A 20,015-nucleotide genomic window follows, 5' to 3' on the forward strand; every position below is an offset into this window, starting at 1 on the left:
TATTAATAACTTAAAACTATAAATGGACGGTGTTGAGATGAAAATTGTTCAACTGGAATATTTTATTGAAGTGGTGAACCAAAATAGCTTTACAAAAGCTGCGCGCACATTGCATATAAGTCAACCCTCTTTAACCGCTACCATTAAAAAAATGGAAGATCAATTAGGCTACGCATTACTGAAGCGAACAACAAAAGATATTTCAATTACCGAAAAAGGCATTCAATTTTATAATCATGCCCAAAAATTAGTGAACCAATATCATTTAACTTTAGAACAAATGTATGATTTAAAATTGAGTCAAACACCAAAAATTAAACTCTCTATTCTCGAATCAACTGCTCATTGGGTTGCTACAGTTATAAAACAACATCAACTTGAACATGTCGATCAACATTATCAAGTTACTGAAATTTTAGATTTAGATACTTTAACGCAACATTTACTTGATTTTGAAATTCATTTAGGGCTGTCCAATGACAAAATTAAACATGAAGCAATTACATCCATCCCATTATATACAGAAGATTATGTCGTATTGACACCAAGAGAAACATTTAAAGGGCAAACTTCATTATCCATTCAAAATTTACCTTTAATTGTACCAATACAGCCCTATCAAGTAAGAAAACATATTGATGACTATTTCACACATTTGCAAGCACGTCCAAATATCGTCATGGAAGTAGAACGCTTTGAAATGGCGACAAATTTTGTTCATCAGCAAATGGGCTATGCAGTGATACCTAGAATTTACTACCAATCATTTAAGACTAATCACCTTGACGCCATTCCTATTCAACCTAAAATAGAGCGAACTATATATATTAATGTTGCTAAAAACAGACAATTCACGCCCCAAATGACAGCGCTATTAGACAAAATTCAAAATTACTGGGCGGTACATCGTATATAGAAGTGGTTTTGTTCATGATGCAATGTTTTAAGATTTTGAGAGCTTTCCTACGGCACTCGAGTCATTCTCGACATGCTTAAAGATTATAAATTTGAGAAACCTCTCAATAAATCACTCATTGTCAAGCATTGAGTCCAACCTTTTTAAATCATCAAAAAGCCAGCCACACTCATATTTAATGACTGCAGCTGGCTCATTTTGGCGCCTAACACGACTGTACTTGTCTAAATATCGATTTTACGAATAGTGGATAAAATGAGACAAGAATTGACCAATAAGTTTAGCGGTACGTTGATCGACATCATAAGTAGGGTTCATCTCTGCGATACTTACTGTCGTCACATTATCAAATTGAAGAATACGTTTGGCTAACGAGAGTACACAATGGGGTGTCAAACCGAGTACAGCACTTGCACTAACCCCGGGTGCATAGGCGCTATCTATCACATCCATACAAATTGTAAATAAAATGACGTCATGGTGTGTAATAAAGTGCTCGATTTTATCTTTAATCCGTGGATCAATATGTTCCACTAGTTCATCTGCTAAAACATACTGAGTTTGCGTTTCTTCCGCATAACGAAATAAACTCGATGTATTCCCAGGTCTTTGAATACCTATGACAAAGTAATCTAAATTGGAATCTTCTTCTATCATTTGTCGAAAACTTGTGCCTGATGTTGACTCCGCTTCTTTGCGCGTATCAAAATGCGCATCTATATTAATAACGCCTATAGATTGATTTGGGTATGCAGCTCGCACACCTAAATACTGAGCATAAGCGATGTCATGTCCCCCGCCTAACAAAAAAGTACGCTGGTGATTTTTGATTAATTGATGCACATATGTACCAAATATTTTTTGAGTCTCAATAAGTTGTGATTGACTATGTGTTAAATTGCCATAATCGATAATGGACGTTTCCGTCGCAGCAGGAAGATTAGCGAAAGCTTTCTTAATAGCGTCCGGTCCATCTTTTGCACCTGTGCGTCCCTTATTTAATTCAACACCTTTATCAACTGCATAACCGAATAACGCGATACCATTGGCTTGTGACGCGATATTATGAATATCACCGAAATGTATGGTTTGAAAATGGCGAAAAGATTCACGTTCGACTTCACTATCTAATCTCCCCGTCCATACATGACGTTGTGGCGATTGGTACATTTTAAGCATCCCCTTTCAATAGAATCAATAACGTGAGATTTCATGACTACTATTATCATCTGACCTACAGCTAAGCGTGGTTTCTAATCATAATACCTCTATATTATACCCTGTTTAATTCAATATAAAAACGCTTTCAAGGTTATACTTTTATTACAATTAGATGATAATTTCATGCATCAATTTATTTATTGTAAATATACCGTTATAATGTAAGCTAGATTCTTATATTGACTTGATATGATTTGTACTTAGTGCGTTTCATATTATTAAAAATGATAATTTTGCGTACCTTGAATATGGAGGATTAACTATGAAGCATTCTCGTATATCTGGCTTTCAATGGGCATTGACGATATTCATTTTCTTTGTTATTGCATATGCGAGCCCGATAATTTTAAGAGATTTTCAACAAGCATCTGGTTTAAAAAACTTTGTGTTTTCACTAAATAGTTTAGGACCATTTATTGCTGCAATTGTTTGTATACTCATCTTTAAGCATAAAAAAGAACAGCTTGAAGGTTTCAAATTAGGCATCAATTTAAAAGTGATTGAACGCCTTATCCTTGCCTTAACATTACCTTTAGTAATTTTTATTATTGGTATGTATAGCTTTAACACGTATGGTAATAGCTTTATTTTATTACAAGCAAAAGATTTATCAGAAACCGTTTGGACTATATTAATCGGACATCTTTTTATGGCATTTTTCATTGAGTCCGGTTTTCGTGCGTACTTGCTCAATATCGTTGAAAGACGTTTACCATTTTTAATCGCAAATGTCGGTGTAAGTTTACTTTACCTCATTTGGGATGTTAACACTGCGTTTGGTATGCCATATACGATGTACAGTGCAATTTATGTTTTCTCATTCTCAATGCTTGTCGGTGAACTTGTTAGAGGTACAGGGGGGCATGCCATTTATATTGCTACCCTCTTCCATGCGGCAATGTCATTCGCCAAAGTGTTTTTCTTTAGTGAAGAGATTGGCGATGTCTTTTCTATGCAAGTCCTTGCCTATGCAACAGCAGCAATTGCCATCATCGTGATACTTTTCAGTTTAATTAAGCGACTTATCATGCCCCGTCATGAAGGCGATGACGATGATACGCCGATGTTTAATAAGCAGTCACGCGAAGCTGAAATTGAGGAAGCGGACAATGCAGCGAGACATGCTCACGATACCTCTGAAACTGAAAATCATGAGAACGATACTGAACATGAAGCATTAACGACGAAAACGCATGACCAAAATGCACATGTGAGTGAAGAAACACGTGCACGTGCAATTGTTCAGGAAGATGAACCACAATCATTCAACCGTCAACATAGACATATACGTCGTTAAATGAACTTAAAAAACAATAGCTAAACATTACAAAAACCTTCAAAATTCACTTGAGTGAACGTTGAAGGTTTTTATATTTTCTAATTATTGATATATAGACCTGCACTTTAAAAATAAGTGCGTTTACTTAGTGTGATTTCGTTAAAATTTTTACACCAGTTTCTGTCCCAACTATCGCCTCATCCGCAATATCTAAGAAATACCCAGTTTCTAATACGCCTGTTAAATGAATAAGGTATTCATGAAACGCATATGGATCAATCTGAGATGTCATTTCAACATCTAAAATATAATTCCCATTATCTGTAATCAATGGCGTATCTTCAACCATACGACGATAGGCTTTTACAGGATAAGCGGCTTCAATTTGTTTACCAAGTTGATACCAGTTAAATTGGTCGACTTCCACAGGTAGTTTAAATGTCTCACCTAAGTAAGATACACATTTCGTTTGGTCAGCTAAAACGATAAAACGCGTCGCAAATGCATCTATGACTTTCTCTCTAAATAATGCACCTCCGCCACCTTTGATTAAATTTAAATTTGGATCAATTTCATCAGCACCATCAATAGCTAAATCAATTTTTTCAACATCATTAATGTCTAGTATTGGAATGTTTAGAGCTTTCGCTTGATATGCCGTACGTTCTGAGGTACATACGCCTTTAAGTTCATAGCCTTTTTCGATAAGTTTGGCAATTTCGGGAACTAATAACTCAATCGTACTACCTGTTCCAATACCTAGAATCATACCATCTTCAATACGTTCAACAGCATCTGTTAAAGTCATTAATTTAAGTTGTTTCGTATCCATCAAATGACGCTCCCTTGATTTATTTTATACTTTTATTTTACATGAATATGCACCATAATGGCACCCACTACAAGACGTTTTACATTTTTTCATATACAATATATTTATTGAAAGACAAGGAGGTTCATTGATGAATTACACGATCCAGGCGATTTGTGCAGGTAAAATTAAAACGTTACATTATGATGGTAAACCTATGAAGAGTGGTATGGATAAAACACCTATTGATGCGCCCACTTGGCTTTCTAAATTAGGTTTTGAAGGTGATGAACAAGCATACCACGGTCATGGTGGTCCTGATAAAGCGCTATGCTTATTTAGTACAACGCATTATACCATGTGGGAAGATGTGATTTCACCTATCCCTGAATATGCAATGTTTGGCGAGAACATTTCTGTAAATGATATTGATGAAAATGATTTATATTTTGGCAATCAATATCAAATCGGTGAGGCAATTATAGAAGTTTCAGAAATCAGGGAGCCTTGTAATAAAATTCAGCGTAAATATCAATATAAAGGCATCATGAAACGTATGATGGCAACCGGTAAAACAGGTTGTTATTTCAGAGTTATCAAAGAAGGGCTCGTGTATCCTGATAGTAATTTAACATTGATTAAAGAAGCTCCGAATGACACACGATTATCTGTTCAAGCTTTAAATGACGTGTATTATAATGACAAGAAAAATAAAGAAAAACTCTCATATGCCATAAAAAACCCATTTATTACTACAGAACGCCGTAAGACTTTAGAAAAACGCTTAGCTAGATGCTTTTAACATTATCATAGCAAACAGAAATCGCCTTCAGGATTCATTTAAAATGAATTGTGAGGGCGATTGATATTTTACAATGATAGTGACGCTGTACTACACATGATGTTAGTGGTCTTCATCAAATATGAATACATCTTCTACCTTTTCTCCAAATATTCGAGCGATTTTAAACGCCGTTAGAATAGAGGGCATAAATTCATTACGTTCAATAAGTGAGATGGTTTGTCTTGAGACACCAGCTTTTTTGGCCAATTCTGTTTGATTATAGCCCTCACGTGCACGTAATTCTTTTAAACGTGTACGCATTGCGTCATCTCCTTTAGCGCACAAATTTTTTTACATAGGTTCAACTTGATAGGATGTTTTTGAATAAAACGGTGTGTTGGCGCGTAAGATAGAATGCGCTTTATGACCAAACATATGTATGTCATTAGGCATACTTTGCGTTTCCAATGCAATACCAGAATGAGATTTAAAGAGCTGATTCGCATGTGTTCGCTTTTCTGGTGAATTAAATGTATACACTACAATTTGTGGTCGATCTGTAATGACATGTAATTTCACTTTATCGTTTGATAATGTAAGTTTTCCGTTACCAACTTCCATAGGATGATCTAATCCTTTAAAACGTTCGATTTGAGGATGTAACCTAGGATCTTGTGATTGAAATATTGTTTGAATCGGAATACGATTGACACCCATTGTTTTTATTAAATCAATCGGCTTATTCTGAGGTAACCGTGCATCATTCAAAGGAAATAAATGCATTTTGTCACTTATTAAAACATGATTATCGATTGTTCTATTATCTGGATTTAAATTAAAATAAGCATGATTTGTTGGATTAAATAGTGTATCTTCTGTTGAATTTGCATAGTATTCAATCGTCCAAGTATTGGTTACATCATAAGTAAAGACAATACGCACATCTATATTACCCGGGAAATTATCCTCAGAACTCAGTACTTGCGTCGTAAAAATGACCTTCACATCATGTCCATGTTGATGAATACTATAATCAAATAAACGTGACGATAATCCCTTAGACCCGCCATGTAAATGATGACCTTCAGCGTTTGTTTCAACATGATACGTTTGGTGATTTAATGTGAAGGTGCCTTTGTCTATTCTACCCGCATAACGACCTATGGTTGCACCAAAATAATATGGATGATTAGGATAAAATTCATCCGCTTCAACTTCATTCCCTAAAACAATATTATTATGATCGATTTTCCAACTGACAATACGTGCGCCATAATTTGTGAAGACGATAGACATGGTTTTATGATGTATTTTTATTAAATCTATGCCATTCGCTTGATGTTCAATCCCAATTTTCATACTTTCATCTAACTCCTTTAAATGCGCTCCAATCAACCTCTTGATGGAAGCACCATCACTAATACCCCTACAATGCAAATGATACCGCCAATAACATCATATTTATCAGGTGGTTCATGGTCAATCCAGTGTGCCCACAGTAAACTTAAGATAATGAAGACGCCACCATAAGCAGCGTACACACGTCCAAATGTCGGAAAACTTTGAAACGTTGCAATCATGCCGTAAAGCATTAGAATCATTCCTCCGGCTAAACCTAACCACATCGGCTTATCATCTCTTAACCATAGCCAAATCAGATAACCCCCACCTATTTCACAGAAACCGGCTAAAATGAATATCGCGATGGGATAAAAAATGCCCATGATTCCACCTCAAATACTTTTTTTATATTGTATCAGTTTCAACAATACTTGTGGATAGAATTTTTTGTGTCATTTAAAAAAGCCTTCAAATATCGCATATATACGAGATTTGAAGACTTATATGGTCATTCACGAGACAGATTCGAATGAATATCTACCATTTATCTTTTATTTTTGAAGTGCCCGTTTTAATGCTTTCCACCAACCTTTTTCAAAAGTAAGTACTGCATTTTGATATGATTTTTTTGCAAAGTAGAAAAGCACCAAAATGAGCACAATGTGAATTACTATTGCGATAATTCCTTCATAAGTTGGTGTTTCAGGAATTGATAATCTCGCAAATGTAACAAATGGTGAGAAAAATGGAACATGACTCATAATTTTAACGAAAAGGTTATCTGGGTTTGTAACTGCACTAAAGTAGCCCGTATAAAAACTCGCAAGCATCAACATCGTTAATGGCATTAACGTTTGACCCATATCTTCAATTCTTGCGGTTAAGTTACCTAATATGGCTGCAAAAACGACATATGTGAACACACCTATTAATAAAAAGATGATGCCAAAAACAATCAATCTTGTAATGTGCGGTGTGAGCATAAAGTCCAACCCTTTTAATTTTTTTCCAAGATCAAAAAAGATGATACATGCAACTATGGTTGCAGCAATCGCAACAATTTGTGTCAACGCAACGGCGAGCACCCCTGAAATTTTAGCAATAATATGAAGTGAGGGTTTCACACTGGTAATTATCATTTCAGATACTCTTGATGTTTTTTCAGTTGCGACTTCCATTGCAATTTGATTCGCATAATTCAAAATAATAAACATCATTAAGAAACTGCCTAGCATTACAATAAAGGAACTAAAATCTTTTTCATTTTGGTTAATTGATTGTCCTTCTCCCACTTTAATCACTTTTGTATCCACGTTACTTGGTGTAAACAATTGTTTTTGTTCTTGAGCTGACAGTCCTAATTTTTGAGCGACTTGTTGTGATTGATATTGTGTTAAAACAGTTTGAAGCTTTTTTTGCTCTTCTTCAGACGGTGCTTTACTCGCTTTAATTGTTGCCGATAAACGGCCGTCATCTGTATTAATAATATAAGCTTGATCAATCTTTTCATCTTTTAATGCTTGATCAACTTTAGATGCTGAAAGTTTCTTATAAGTTGTGTCTTTATGTAATGCTTCATTCGTTTTTTTAATATAGTTAAACACTTGATTATCTTGAGTAATAATCGCAATGTGATTCTGACCATCATCAAACATTTTTATAATTTTGTCTGCATTGGCTATCCCAATAATTGCTAACATAAATAATAATGTTGTAATAACAAAGGCTTTTGATTTAAGTTTACTGAAATAGGTTAATTTGAATGTCGCTAAAAACTTATGCATGATGATCACCCACTTTTTCAATAAAAATTTCTTGAATTGTTGGATCAAGCACTTCAAAATGTTTCACATATCCAAATGTTTGTATTTTGGAATATAATACTTTCGCTACATCTTCATTTTCAATAATGAAAACATATTTTTGAGGTGTATGTTTTGTATCAATCACACCAGGGACATCTTTTAAGTCGTCTAAATTAAATGTGGATTCGATAACTACACGCTGATAACCACTGTTACGTTTCACCGTTTGAATTGGCCCTTGTACTACCATTTGTCCTCTATTTAAAATGCATACGTCATCACACAATTCTTCGATATGTTCCATGCGATGTGAACTAAAAATGATGGTCGTTCCCTTTTGATTCAATTCAATTACGGCTTTTTTTAACAATTCAACATTGACTGGATCAAGACCACTAAAGGGTTCGTCCAAAATAAGCAACTGAGGTTCATGAATCATACTCGCAAGAAGTTGCACTTTCTGTTGATTCCCTTTTGATAAAGATTCAATTTTTTTGTTTCGATGTTCAGTAATATGAAATCGTTCTAACCAATAGTCAATCGCGCGTTTAATTTCTTTTTTAGGCATCCCTTTTAGCGTTGCCAAATACGTTAACTCTTCTTCAACTTTTAATTTCGCATGTAAGCCACGTTCTTCAGGTAAATAACCGATTACATCATAATGGGAAGCCTTAATCGTCTCACCGTTAAAATAAATCTCACCTTCTGACGGTTCAGTTAATCCTAAAATCATACGAAATGTCGTCGTTTTACCTGCACCATTTCGTCCCAAAAACCCTAACATTTTACCCGTTTCAAGCTCGAAAGAAATATCATCGACGGCTGTGATATCTTTAAACTTCTTGCTGACATGCGCCACCTTTAATGACATAGCGTATCGCCCTTTCTCTATTTGATAATGTAAGTATACTATAACACGCTTTGATTTGACAAATATATTTGTCAAAAAGACTTATATAGTTTACATAAAGATACCTTTAATTTAAGAAAATATAAAAAAGCAGAACAATAATCGTAGTGATTGTTGTTCTGCATCTTTTGTAATTACATATTTTTATGATCCGTGTTGTAATTGTCTTTCTGAGGTAATCCTTCTTCATTAGATGTTATAGGTTGATGCGTTTGTTGATGCATGTTGCCCTGATTAGGTTCTATGTATGATGCTTCATACTGCACATACTTAGGTGAAGGTCCATACTTGTTCGCTTCCTCTTTACTATCCATAACACTAATCACTAATATAAAAATTTGTAAGCCAAACGAAGCAATGATAAAAAGGATTAAAAAATTTAAAGCTATCACACCAAAAGTTGATGAAGAACTTGCGATTAGGCCAACCATTGAACTTACTACTATTATTAAGTTCAAATAGCCTAAAATACACACAATTATATTAATGATCGGTACTAACATTGAAAAGCCGTAATCATGAAAACGTCTCGCTGTGAGTGCCAAATTAGGAAGAAACGTTACTATATAATACAAGATGATAATGGTTAGAATTATGTAACTTAATTCATCTGAAATGGCAGATGCTAAGGCCCTTAAAAAATTAAACGGTAGAAGTATAATTATATGCCATAACATGACCCACCAATACTCACTACGTCGACTACGACCCTTAAAGTTAATATAGTTCAACCAAAAGAGCTTAAAAGCTTCTAAAAAACCTACTTGCGGTGTTGCTATCATAGAAGATAGTCCCCCTTTTAAATTTTAATCCATATAAAACCTTACCATAAGTATATTAAACTTTTGTTAAAAATTAAATATTGATTTTTAACAATAATAATGCTTATGATTAGGATTATAATAAATTTAGGTGTTCTCCTTTTACGCAACGTGTTCTTTTCGTTACACTTACAGTAATGACTTATTGGAGGCAGTTCATTATGGATTTTATTCACCGACCTACGACAGAGGTTGCGAAAGACTTACTTGGCGTTAAACTCATTTATGAGAGTAATCAAATGACTTATACGGGTTACATCGTAGAGACGGAAGCGTATTTAGGTTTTGAAGATCAAGCCGCACATGGCTATAAAGGTAAACAAACACCTAAAGTACGTTCGCTTTATCAGTTAGGTGGAACCATTTATGGTCATATGATGCACCGTTATCTGCTCATTAATTTTGTTACTCAAGCAAAAGGTGTTCCAGAAGGCGTACTGATTCGTGCAATAGAACCAGAGGATGGCATTGAAATGATGATTCAAAATCGAGGTAAATCAGGTTATGAGCTCACAAATGGACCCGGTAAATTTACGACTGCGATGCAAATTCCACGTACTATAGATGGCACTCGGCTCAATGAAGGCCGTTTAAAAATAGATACAAAAAACCGTAAATATCCACGCAACATCGTTGAAAGTCCACGTATTGGTATTCCTAATAAAGGTCAATGGACACATAAACCTTTAAGATATACTGTGCACGGTAATCCTTACGTCTCTCACCAACGTAAACGGGATTATATACACCCTGATGAGACTTGGAAATAGAAAAAACGCACGCGATGATTCGTTCGCGTGCGCTTTCTATTATGCTGCTTTCTTTCCTTTAAACATACCTAAATGAATTGATATAAAAGTACATAATATTAAAATAACTGGATAAAATGAATATTGGAGTACTTCTAAATAAGACACATTGCCGAATTGTTCGGCCATTAACATTCCACTATCGTGAGGTAACACCATTAAAGCACTTGCGGCAAAGATATCCAAAATACTTGCCATCCGTTTCGGCGGAATTTGTGAAGCATCGCCAATTTCTTTAGCGATAGGTGCTGCAATTAAAATTGCAACGACATTGTTAACGAGCGCTGCTGATAAAATACCCGATAAAATCCCCATTGCATACTCGGCACTTTTGCGCCCACGTGCTTGCTTTTTCATCGTTTCGACAATCCAATCAATACCACCGTAATATCGAATCAATGCGACAAGCCCAGAAATTAAGAAGGCCACTAAAAAGATACTAAACGTAGATTCCATACCTTCTCCAACTTTGGCTGTCCATTCAAAGAAGTGCAAATGACCACGAATCATACCGATAATGCCTGTTAATACAATCCCTGAAAGTAAAACAAACATGACATTCATGCCGGCAATTGCGGCAATTAATACAAATAGATACGGGATGATATCAAAGAAATTGAAGGACAAGTCACCTTTAATCTTACCTGTGCCTCCTACAATCGCATAAATAATAAACGTAATGACCGCAGCGGGTAATGCAATCATAAAATTCGCTTTAAATTTATCTTTCATATTTGCGCCTACCCCTGTAGTTGCTGCAATCGTAGTATCAGAAATAATCGATAAATTGTCCCCAAAATACGCACCAGCAATCACAGCCGCTGCAGCCGCTGCCACATTTAAATCTGCAGATTGTGCGACTGCAATGCCGATAGGTAAAAACGCAGCTTGTGTGCCGGTTGATGTCCCCATTGCCGTAGCTACAAATGCACTCATCGCAAAAATACCTGGAATTAATAAACTAGGTGGTATTATTGACAATCCCATATTAACTAATGCGTCTTGACCGCCTGATGCGCTCGCTGCACTTGCAAATGCCCCTGCAAGTAATAAAATCAATCCTAATTCAGCGATACCTGACGACCCAGCATTTTCAGTAAAGATTTTTACTTTTTTTGCTAAAGGGGTACGTCTATCATAAGCGAGCCAAGCGATGGCAATGGCAATCATAATCGCAACATGTCTCGGTAGTTGATTAAATGCTTCGTCTTTTCCTATGATTGTAAAAAATAATCCTACACCAACATATATAATTAAAAATACAACCAATGGCAATAACGCTAATGCCCCATAATGTTTCTGACTTCGTAATTCGTTTGACATGGGTGACGCTCCTTAATCCATAGTTTTATGATATGAATTATACACCCATATAACAATTTGACAAGTCTAACTTTTTTTAAAGTTAAAATTGTATGCGTATACACCCTTTAATATTCACTTGTACACTTGTTTTTACTACATCGTAAATACTTTTGTAGGGTGTTGTGCTTCTATAGTAGGCATCACAAATTTCATCATTAATTCATGCATGATGACTTCATCTTGCGTTTCGAGCATTAAAGTTAAATGATGAATAGTACTGTCATCTAAAGTAATCGCGTTGAGATTCAAACGGTTCGATTGATCAATATTGACCTCATCTGTAACTAACGTTTCTCCAAACTGATCAAGAATACTGTAAGTGATTTGAGGTGCACCTTCGATATCTTTAATATTTAAGGTAGGTTGTAACAAACCTGTTTCAGATTCATATTGACAATATATATCAAAATCTTCTATACGATCATAAGCACGCGTAACAATATAGATGTCATCTAGTAAAATGTTGGCAGACGGATATGTTGCATCATTGCATTTTTGATAAGCTATTATTTTTAATTCATGACTACCCGAGGTAACGAGATGTGTGATATCGATACGGTGATATGTGTCATCTGGTTCTATATAAGAAACGATGGCGTCATCAATAACAATCAGCATCGGACATAGAATGTCATGCACATATAAATGGTAATCTTGAGCTTTGTCATAATCATCTACCATAAATTGAGCTGTTAACGTTGTACAGACATTTGGAACCACGGCGTTATCTTTATGCCCTTGATGCGATACGTCGTCCAGCAATAATGATGAGTAATCTTCAAATTTGCTGACAAATTTTATAGGCATACATGCTGCCGCTTCTTCCTTTTGAGATATATTAAAATATTCATGTTTATTCATAAATGGTGTTATAAGTCTAGGAGATGAAATACGATTTTGATTTTTATAATGAGTAATGCGTTTTTTTCTATATACATAATAGACCTCCAATAAATAAGACTACACTTTTTTGTACTTTCATAACTTAACACACTTTTTTCACTTGTAATATATTACTATCATTCAAAAACATGGTAAAATGTTTCCATATTAAAGGAGTTGTTCTCGTGCAATTATTATGGAAATTATTTAAAAAGAATCATTTTGAAGCGAATATTGATGAATGTGGTATTGAAATTGGCACCCCTAATGTAAGTTATCAATATACAGTCGTAAAGCCTGCTGTATTACACATTATTATGTCTGGAACAGGAACGTTCACACACCAACACACGTCTTATGAGTTAAAAGCAGGAGATATGTTTTTATTACGAGAAGGCATGCGTGTCCATTACGAAGCGTCAACTGATGATCCATGGACCTATCATTGGGTGGGTTTTAGCGGAAACTTAGCAATGGACTATTTAAAACGCACCACGCTCATCGACTGTCCTGTCGTATTAAACCAAGATACTTCGAAACTTTCCAAATTAATGTATCAAATATGCGAACGTGCCATCACCTATGAAACCACAGCATCTGATGATATTCACCATTTAAGTGACTTATATAAATTATTATTTTTACTAACACAACTTTCTCCTAAACCTTTTGAAAGCCATCCTAATGAAATATACTCTAGCGTACAAGCCGCTGTGAATTATATGAATCAACATTATATGCATACGATTTCGATTGATGATGTGGCACAGCATGCTAAAGTAAGTCGCAGTTATTTATACAAATTGTTTATGAAGTGGATGGATCAATCGCCTCAACAATACCTAGTCTATTTACGGTTATACCATGCATCCTCAATGCTTAAAACGACTTCAAAGCCTATTCAAGAGATTGCTCAAAATGTCGGATACAATGATCCGTTATTATTCTCAAAAGCGTTTCGTAAGCATTTTGACATGCCCCCTTCAACGTATCGGAAGATGTATAAATAATTTAAACATTGCAAAATAGGTATTTTACACGTAAACATGTATTAATCTCTTTAACATAAATTTAATATAGATTTTTATTTCTCATGTAGTATAATAAACTGACGTGAGCGTATAAAGCGCTCTCATTATTTATACGAGGAGGATAACCCAGCATGATTGAATTAAATGAAATATCAACCTTGTGTCTTGCCGTGTTTCTTTTACTCATAGGGCACGCCATTGTCAACAGGGTCGCTATATTTAACCGTTTGAGTATCCCGTCCCCGGTAATAGGTGGTTTAATATTTGCAATCTTAGCAGCTATTTTATCTAGCACAGGCATTTTAACAATTAAATTAAACGGAAAATTTTTCCAAGACTTTTTCATGTTAGCCTTTTTCACTACAATTGGTTTAGGTGCTTCATTTAAGCTCCTAAAGTTAGGTGGAAAGGTCCTTATTGTTTATTGGGTACTTTGTGGTGTCCTTGCGACAATGCAAAACGTGATTGGTGTTTCCCTTTCAAAAGTATTAGGTATTGATCCATTACTAGGTTTAACTGCAGGGGCAATGTCAATGGAAGGTGGCCATGGTAACGCCGCAGCTTATGGACAAACTATCCAAAACTTAGGCGTTAACTCAGCTGTAACAGCTGCTCTTGCTGCCGCAACACTTGGTTTAGTCGCAGGTGGTCTTATTGGAGGTCCTGTGGTTCGTTATTTAATTAAAAAACATGATCTTGCACCGAAACAAATTGAAAACGAACAAAAAGACTACTCTGAAATCGATGAAAATACACATTTACATAAACGCTTTTCATTTTCGGAAGTGTTTTTTATTCAAATAGCCATTCTGCTATTCTGTATGGCAGTTGGCACATACTTAGGAGAATTATTTACAGATTTAACAGGATTTAACATTCCACTATATGTTGCGGCAATGTTTATCGCTGTAATCATTCGCAACATATCTGAATACGGAAACTTAAACTTAATTGATTTAAAATTTACAAACCGTATTGGTGATATTTCGTTAGGTGTTTTCTTATCATTAGCGTTAATGAGTATTAACATTACGGAAATTTACGACTTAGCGTTACCTCTTGTTATCATCGTAATATGTCAAATTATTTTCGTGGCATTATTCTCAATCTTTATCGTCTTCCGATTACTCGGAAAAAATTATGATGCTGCCGTAATGATTGGTGGATTCATTGGTCACGGCTTAGGTGCTACACCGAATGCGATGGCAAATTTAGATGCAATTACAAAGAAGTTTGGTAACTCTCCAAGAGCCTATCTTGTTGTACCAATTGTAGGGGCATTTTTAGTTGATTTATTAGGGGTACCAATTATTACAACATTTATTAATATTTTTAAACCTTAAAAAAAGTCTGGCATTCGTGCCAGACTTTTTTATGATTGTCTTACAATTTCCCATTCATATGGACTTTTTAATTGAGACCAATCCGCATCGATTTCGTGACGATTTAAAAGACAAGCATCCAAGTCTTTTTCAATTTGTGCCTTATCTAAATCGATTCCTATAATAACAAGTTGTGTGTGACGGTCACCATACTCAGGATCCCAATCTGCACGCACATCTTCACGTTCTTGTAAAATCGCCGCACGTTCCGCTTTAGGCATCGCTGCAACCCAATATGTTACAGGATGAATGTCCACAGCTGTTCCTGCTTGAGACACTAAACAAGCGACATTGTTATATTGTGCTAGCCAAGCAATCCCTTTCGCACGCACGATAGATTCAGACATATGCTCTAACCATTCATTAAAGCGTTCAGCATGAAAGGGTAAGCGTCGCTTATATACAAAGGACGAAATACCATACTCTTCTGTTTCAGGTGTATGTGTTTCGTGCCCTCCTGCTTCTAACTCTTGTAACCATCCTGCAGATTGACTTGCTTTTTCGAAATCAAATTTTCCAGTATCCAATACTTTGTCTAAGGATACTTCAGAATTAACTGTTCGGATGATTTCTGCTGATGGTTGTAATTTACGTAACATTGCCTCTAAACGATTTGCATCTTCTTCTGATACTAAATCTATTTTATTTAAGATCAGCACATCGCAAAATTCTATTTGATCAATGAGCAAATCTGCTACTGTACGCTCATCTTCTTCTCCTACTGCTTGATCTCGATCAAGTAACATATCTCCAGACTGATAATCATTTATAAAGCGATTCGCATCAACAACGGTTACCATTGTATCTAATTGACAGATTTCTGTTAAATCAATACCTAGTTCCTCATCGACGTATGAGAATGTTTGTGCTACGGGTACTGGCTCTGAAATACCTGTTGATTCAATAACAATATGGTCAATACCCCCTTTTTCAACGATACGTTCCACTTCTTTTAGTAAATCTTCACGTAAAGTACAACAAATACATCCGTTAGATAACTCTACTAATTTTTCATCTGTGCGTGATAAGCCCCCACCTTCAGCAACTAAATCCTTATCGATATTGACTTCACTCATATCATTTACAATCACAGCGATGCGTCGTCCTTCACGCTGATTTAAAATATGATTTAGTAAAGTTGTTTTCCCTGAACCGAGATAACCACTCAAAACTGTAACTGGTACTTTCTTCATGATTAGACCCTCCACTTTTAAATCGTAATTGTTACGATTTAAAAGTATACGCCACATTTTATTACAATGCAATAGACTGAGAAAAATTTGAGACAATAAAAAAAACAGGGACATAAGGCCCCTGTTAATTAAAGAAGCCAAAAAAATTCATTTATATATGAACTTTATTGGCTATTATCTATCCAAATAAATTTAATCTTAGTGATGTACCGTGTAATGAATTGTGATTGATTCTTTAAGTGAGACTTTTGGAGCATTAAGACGGAACCAAAAATTGAAATGATTTGTGTCCCAGTCCTTGTGAAATATTTATTTTATTCAACTTAGTATAGTTGTCGTTGTTGAATCCATGATTTTAAGTAATCATCTATTACAATAGAAGATTGACGTAACGAGACGATATCCTTAACGTTTAACAGCGTCATGATTTTTATCATCTGTTCATGAAACGCATTTAAATAATCAATGCCAACCGCTACACCTTCTTCTTGAACAACTTGAAGAATATGACGTGACATACCAATGCCCTCTGCGCCTAATCGCAATGCCTTAATCGCATCAAGCGGGTTTCTAATGCCCCCACTCGCTAAAATATGAATACGGTTATTCAGATTACGTGCTTCTAATAGTGAAACAACTGTAGACTGCCCCCATTCTTGCATATATGACATATCCTTTAGTTTCCGTCTTTCATTCTCTATCGCTGCAAAATTGGTACCACCTTTGCCACTAACGTCAACATACGTGACACCACATTGAATCAGTGAACGAATGGTTTCATAGCTCATGCCAAAGCCGACTTCTTTCACGATAACTGGCACATGAACACCTGCTACAATCCTTGCAATCGATGCTGACCAGTGTTCGAAGTTTCTATTTCCTTCTGGCATAACCAATTCTTGCGGGGCATTGACGTGAATTTGTAGCGCCGCTGCATCTATCATCTCAATTGCACGTTTTGCCTCTTCAAGTGTCGCATCTGCACTCACGTTTGCCCATACTTCACCATCAGGGTTTTCTTGTCTCACAATCGCAAATGACTGTTTCACTGCATCATTGTTTAACGCAGCATGCATGCTACCCACTGCCATGGGTATACCGACTTCGCGTGCGACTTGTGCCAATTTTTGATTGATCTCTAATGTCCAATCTGATCCCCCTGTCATCGCATTAATATATAATGCTTTTGACAATTGAAAGTCTGGAAATTGCGACACCATTGTTACATCACGCGTATTCATATTCGGAATCGCATGATGGACAAAATGGATGCGATCAAAATCTGATATTGGTAAAGACGATTGTGCTAACGCTAATTTAACATGTTCATTTTTTCGCATCTCTCTTTGATTTACCAACCTGCATCCCTCCATATACTCATATCAATTTAACTATATCACATTTATATGTGTAGACATGCGTGAAAGTTATAAAATAGGTTAATATAGTATTAATGAAAAATTGTTGAAGGAGTGTGACTCATGTTACAATTTCCATTTTATGATAAAAATGAAGTCCAAGAAGCTTGGATAGACCGTAATGGTCATATGAATGATGCTGAATATGCACGTGTTTTCAGTTTAGCGATTGATCACTTTCACGATCAAGTAGGTTTAACAAATGCGGAACGCGATGCACGTCAATATACAGTCTTTACATTAGAAACACATATTTCTTATTTAAAAGAATTAAAAAAAGGAACACCGTTTAAAATTGAAGTTGCAATCTATGATATGGACGATAAACGGATCCATTTCTTTTTAACACTCATAAATGAAAATACGAATGAAACTTGTGCGACAGCCGAAACGATGATGATGGGCATGAGTCGTAAAACTCAAAAGCCTGCACCATTTCCCGACGATATCTTTGCACTAATCCAAACCTATGCTCAGTCTCAAGGTAACCTTGATTTTCCTCAACAGCTCGGTCATCCAATAGGTATTCCATCCAAAAATTAAAGTAGACCTGTGCACGACTTTGAGCCCCATTAAGTAAAACGAGGCTGGCAGATAGCAAATTTATTAATTTAAAATAAGCTAACAAAATTCATTTATACGTGAACTTTGTTAGCTATTTTTTATCTATATATCGGTTTAGTCTTAGTGAAGGACACTATGATGCATTGTGATTGATCCCTTAACCGAGACTTCTGAGGCATTTAGCCGCAACCGAAAATCCATTTTGAGAGCAACAATCTCTTACATTTTTACTCTCAAAATTAGTTGAGGTAAGGCGCCTAGAAAAGCGAGGCGTTAGGGACAATCATAGGTTTAATGATGTATGTCCTAATCCCATTGTTTTATGCGTCTACAGCGCCACGTGCGATCATATCTTGTTTCGTCACAATAGGATAATTTTTGAAAATTAATGATCCTACAAACCCCCAAATCGTACCAATCACTGCCATTATCACACCGTATATTAAAACGGTACTCCAATGATTAAAACCAAACATCACTAAAAATCCGGCAATTGGTGTTGCTGTACCTGTTGCATCATTAATCATGCCACTCATCGCAATCACTAACCCTGCTGATGCGCCGCCTAAGAAATTAGTGATATAAACAGGTATCGGATTCGCGGATACGATATCTGCTTGAGATAAAGGTTCTATACTCACTGAAATCGTTGACTTACGGTCACCTAATTTTAATCTGTGAAATAATGTCCCATTCATAAATGCAGAACTGAAAGCAGCCATCGCCCCTACTGCCATTGGCACACCTGTTAAGCCTAATAGTGCCGTTAAGGCCATCGAACTTAATGGTGCAGTACCTACAACTGTAATAATGCCGCCTAAAATGATCCCCATAATGATTGGATTGACATCCATTGAACTTTTAATAATGTCACCTATTTTAATAAGCGTACTATCGACAACTGGTGACAAGCCAATTGCAATCAGGCGTGCTAAAGGTGCAATGACAATCACTGCTCCTAATAAATCCAACCCATCTGGAACATATTTCTCAGTATATTTCATTAAATAACCGATGATATATCCAGCGAAGAATCCCGGTAGTAAATCCATGCCTCCACATGCTGCAGCGATAACAAGTGCATAAACGGGTGAAACACCAATTGCTAACGCAGTTAAACCAGCAGCTGCCACGCCACCAAGTCCACCAGCCGCATCTCCTAATTGTTCCAAAAACTTTATGCCAAATACTTGACCGCCAACGTATTTGTTAAAAGCTTCAACTAAAAATGAAGCAATTGCCGCATTGGCTAAGGCGCCCATTGCACGCATCCCACTTGGCGCACGATATGTAAATAATGTAAAAATCACAAGTACTAAAACTAAAAACAACGTCCCTATTAATAAATCCATGCCTTACCCCTTTCAATAATCGTCTTGTGCTATTTGCGTTCGAAACTTTTGTGATCACTAAGATGTAATGATTCATCACAAATTTTATTTTACTAAAAAAAATACATGATTGCACGGAACAATCATGTATT

General features: G+C 35.8%; 20 protein-coding genes and 1 pseudogene. 8 read left to right on the plus strand and 13 right to left on the minus strand.

Annotated elements, in window-relative coordinates; genetic code table 11:
- Window positions 1–37: 37 nt before the first annotated feature.
- Complete coding sequence (locus GJE18_RS09520; RefSeq protein WP_060551680.1) at window positions 38–916, plus strand: LysR family transcriptional regulator; 879 nt, start codon at window positions 38–40, stop codon at window positions 914–916.
- 237 nt (window positions 917–1,153) lie between these two features.
- Here the strand turns inward: GJE18_RS09520 and hutG are convergent, their stop codons facing one another.
- Window positions 1,154–2,086, minus strand: a complete 933-nt coding sequence (hutG, locus tag GJE18_RS09525; RefSeq protein WP_060551681.1) for a formimidoylglutamase — start codon at window positions 2,084–2,086, stop codon at window positions 1,154–1,156.
- A 313-nt stretch (window positions 2,087–2,399) separates the two neighbouring features.
- On the opposite strand from hutG, the gene sdpC reads away from it, so the two are divergent.
- Window positions 2,400–3,434, plus strand: a complete 1,035-nt coding sequence (sdpC, locus tag GJE18_RS09530; protein WP_060551682.1) for a peptidoglycan release complex CPBP-like subunit SdpC — start codon at window positions 2,400–2,402, stop codon at window positions 3,432–3,434.
- 127 nt (window positions 3,435–3,561) lie between these two features.
- Here sdpC and GJE18_RS09535 read toward each other — a convergent pair whose 3' ends face one another.
- Entirely contained in the window at window positions 3,562–4,251 is a 690-nt protein-coding gene (locus tag GJE18_RS09535) for a ribose 5-phosphate isomerase A (RefSeq protein WP_060551683.1), read from the minus strand.
- 127 nt (window positions 4,252–4,378) lie between these two features.
- On the opposite strand from GJE18_RS09535, the gene GJE18_RS09540 reads away from it, so the two are divergent.
- Window positions 4,379–5,029 carry an MOSC domain-containing protein gene (locus GJE18_RS09540; protein WP_060551684.1) on the plus strand — a complete coding sequence of 217 codons (651 nt, stop codon included), beginning with the start codon at window positions 4,379–4,381 and terminating at the stop codon, window positions 5,027–5,029.
- A 102-nt stretch (window positions 5,030–5,131) separates the two neighbouring features.
- On the opposite strand, the gene GJE18_RS09545 is transcribed toward GJE18_RS09540, so the two are convergent.
- From GJE18_RS09545 to GJE18_RS09570, 6 genes are all read right to left on the minus strand, one after another.
- A complete protein-coding gene (locus GJE18_RS09545; protein ID WP_060551685.1) occupies window positions 5,132–5,332 on the minus strand; it encodes a helix-turn-helix transcriptional regulator in 201 nt (66 codons plus the stop codon).
- Window positions 5,333–5,362: 30 nt separating this feature from the next.
- Window positions 5,363–6,370 carry an aldose epimerase family protein gene (locus GJE18_RS09550; protein ID WP_060552505.1) on the minus strand — a complete coding sequence of 336 codons (1,008 nt, stop codon included), beginning with the start codon at window positions 6,368–6,370 and terminating at the stop codon, window positions 5,363–5,365.
- A 32-nt stretch (window positions 6,371–6,402) separates the two neighbouring features.
- Window positions 6,403–6,729, minus strand: a complete 327-nt coding sequence (locus GJE18_RS09555; protein ID WP_103345654.1) for a YnfA family protein — start codon at window positions 6,727–6,729, stop codon at window positions 6,403–6,405.
- Between the two features lie 174 nt (window positions 6,730–6,903).
- Window positions 6,904–8,136, minus strand: a complete 1,233-nt coding sequence (locus GJE18_RS09560) for an ABC transporter permease (protein ID WP_107368253.1) — start codon at window positions 8,134–8,136, stop codon at window positions 6,904–6,906.
- A complete protein-coding gene (locus tag GJE18_RS09565; protein WP_085622657.1) occupies window positions 8,129–9,028 on the minus strand; it encodes an ABC transporter ATP-binding protein in 900 nt (299 codons plus the stop codon). Before GJE18_RS09565 ends, GJE18_RS09560 begins: the two co-directional genes overlap by 8 nt.
- 173 nt (window positions 9,029–9,201) lie before the next feature.
- Complete coding sequence (locus GJE18_RS09570) at window positions 9,202–9,849, minus strand: DUF805 domain-containing protein (RefSeq protein ID WP_060551688.1); 648 nt, start codon at window positions 9,847–9,849, stop codon at window positions 9,202–9,204.
- 200 nt (window positions 9,850–10,049) lie between these two features.
- Between GJE18_RS09570 and GJE18_RS09575 the strand changes: the two genes are divergently transcribed.
- Window positions 10,050–10,658, plus strand: a complete 609-nt coding sequence (locus GJE18_RS09575) for a DNA-3-methyladenine glycosylase (RefSeq protein ID WP_103345637.1) — start codon at window positions 10,050–10,052, stop codon at window positions 10,656–10,658.
- 39 nt (window positions 10,659–10,697) lie between these two features.
- Here the strand turns inward: GJE18_RS09575 and GJE18_RS09580 are convergent, their stop codons facing one another.
- Complete coding sequence (locus tag GJE18_RS09580) at window positions 10,698–12,020, minus strand: Na+/H+ antiporter NhaC family protein (protein WP_037566621.1); 1,323 nt, start codon at window positions 12,018–12,020, stop codon at window positions 10,698–10,700.
- A gap of 135 nt (window positions 12,021–12,155) precedes the next feature.
- Window positions 12,156–12,869 (minus strand): hypothetical protein, encoded by a 714-nt coding sequence (locus tag GJE18_RS09585; RefSeq protein WP_133173848.1) that lies wholly within the window; start codon window positions 12,867–12,869, stop codon window positions 12,156–12,158.
- A gap of 260 nt (window positions 12,870–13,129) precedes the next feature.
- Here GJE18_RS09585 and GJE18_RS09590 point away from each other — a divergent pair, with 260 nt between their 5' ends.
- On the plus strand, window positions 13,130–13,954 hold the full coding sequence (locus tag GJE18_RS09590) for an AraC family transcriptional regulator (protein WP_060551691.1): 825 nt from the start codon (window positions 13,130–13,132) through the stop codon (window positions 13,952–13,954).
- Window positions 13,955–14,106: 152 nt separating this feature from the next.
- Window positions 14,107–15,318, plus strand: a complete 1,212-nt coding sequence (gene gltS / locus GJE18_RS09595) for a sodium/glutamate symporter (protein WP_060551692.1) — start codon at window positions 14,107–14,109, stop codon at window positions 15,316–15,318.
- A 29-nt stretch (window positions 15,319–15,347) separates the two neighbouring features.
- Here the strand turns inward: gltS and GJE18_RS09600 are convergent, their stop codons facing one another.
- Window positions 15,348–16,550 (minus strand): GTP-binding protein, encoded by a 1,203-nt coding sequence (locus GJE18_RS09600; protein WP_037566615.1) that lies wholly within the window; start codon window positions 16,548–16,550, stop codon window positions 15,348–15,350.
- Between the two features lie 323 nt (window positions 16,551–16,873).
- A complete protein-coding gene (fni, locus tag GJE18_RS09605; RefSeq protein WP_390901911.1) occupies window positions 16,874–17,890 on the minus strand; it encodes a type 2 isopentenyl-diphosphate Delta-isomerase in 1,017 nt (338 codons plus the stop codon).
- A gap of 141 nt (window positions 17,891–18,031) precedes the next feature.
- Between fni and GJE18_RS09610 the strand changes: the two genes are divergently transcribed.
- Complete coding sequence (locus GJE18_RS09610; RefSeq protein ID WP_060551695.1) at window positions 18,032–18,511, plus strand: thioesterase family protein; 480 nt, start codon at window positions 18,032–18,034, stop codon at window positions 18,509–18,511.
- 341 nt (window positions 18,512–18,852) lie between these two features.
- Here the strand turns inward: GJE18_RS09610 and GJE18_RS09615 are convergent, their stop codons facing one another.
- Window positions 18,853–19,842 (minus strand): PTS sugar transporter subunit IIC, encoded by a 990-nt coding sequence (locus GJE18_RS09615; RefSeq protein WP_223249663.1) that lies wholly within the window; start codon window positions 19,840–19,842, stop codon window positions 18,853–18,855.
- On the opposite strand from GJE18_RS09615, the pseudogene GJE18_RS12210 reads away from it, so the two are divergent.
- Window positions 19,802–19,885, plus strand: a pseudogene (locus tag GJE18_RS12210) (hypothetical protein); the annotation flags it as partial. The gene GJE18_RS09615 and the pseudogene GJE18_RS12210 overlap by 41 nt on opposite strands.
- Window positions 19,886–20,015 lie beyond the last annotated feature (130 nt).

Source organism: Staphylococcus agnetis (assembly GCF_011466855.1).
Taxonomy (GTDB): Bacteria; Bacillota; Bacilli; order Staphylococcales; family Staphylococcaceae; genus Staphylococcus; species Staphylococcus agnetis.

Coding starts and splice junctions, on each gene's coding strand:
- GJE18_RS09520 (WP_060551680.1), top strand. CDS start 38: ATGAAAATTGTTCAACTGGAATATTTTATTGAAGTGGTGAACCAAAAT.
- hutG (WP_060551681.1), bottom strand. CDS start 2,086: ATGTACCAATCGCCACAACGTCATGTATGGACGGGGAGATTAGATAGT.
- sdpC (WP_060551682.1), top strand. CDS start 2,400: ATGAAGCATTCTCGTATATCTGGCTTTCAATGGGCATTGACGATATTC.
- GJE18_RS09540 (WP_060551684.1), top strand. CDS start 4,379: ATGAATTACACGATCCAGGCGATTTGTGCAGGTAAAATTAAAACGTTA.
- GJE18_RS09545 (WP_060551685.1), bottom strand. CDS start 5,332: ATGCGTACACGTTTAAAAGAATTACGTGCACGTGAGGGCTATAATCAA.
- GJE18_RS09550 (WP_060552505.1), bottom strand. CDS start 6,370: ATGAAAATTGGGATTGAACATCAAGCGAATGGCATAGATTTAATAAAA.
- GJE18_RS09560 (WP_107368253.1), bottom strand. CDS start 8,136: ATGCATAAGTTTTTAGCGACATTCAAATTAACCTATTTCAGTAAACTT.
- GJE18_RS09565 (WP_085622657.1), bottom strand. CDS start 9,028: ATGTCATTAAAGGTGGCGCATGTCAGCAAGAAGTTTAAAGATATCACA.
- GJE18_RS09570 (WP_060551688.1), bottom strand. CDS start 9,849: ATGATAGCAACACCGCAAGTAGGTTTTTTAGAAGCTTTTAAGCTCTTT.
- GJE18_RS09575 (WP_103345637.1), top strand. CDS start 10,050: ATGGATTTTATTCACCGACCTACGACAGAGGTTGCGAAAGACTTACTT.
- GJE18_RS09580 (WP_037566621.1), bottom strand. CDS start 12,020: ATGTCAAACGAATTACGAAGTCAGAAACATTATGGGGCATTAGCGTTA.
- GJE18_RS09585 (WP_133173848.1), bottom strand. CDS start 12,869: ATGCCTATAAAATTTGTCAGCAAATTTGAAGATTACTCATCATTATTG.
- gltS (WP_060551692.1), top strand. CDS start 14,107: ATGATTGAATTAAATGAAATATCAACCTTGTGTCTTGCCGTGTTTCTT.
- GJE18_RS09600 (WP_037566615.1), bottom strand. CDS start 16,550: ATGAAGAAAGTACCAGTTACAGTTTTGAGTGGTTATCTCGGTTCAGGG.
- fni (WP_390901911.1), bottom strand. CDS start 17,890: ATGCGAAAAAATGAACATGTTAAATTAGCGTTAGCACAATCGTCTTTA.
- GJE18_RS09610 (WP_060551695.1), top strand. CDS start 18,032: ATGTTACAATTTCCATTTTATGATAAAAATGAAGTCCAAGAAGCTTGG.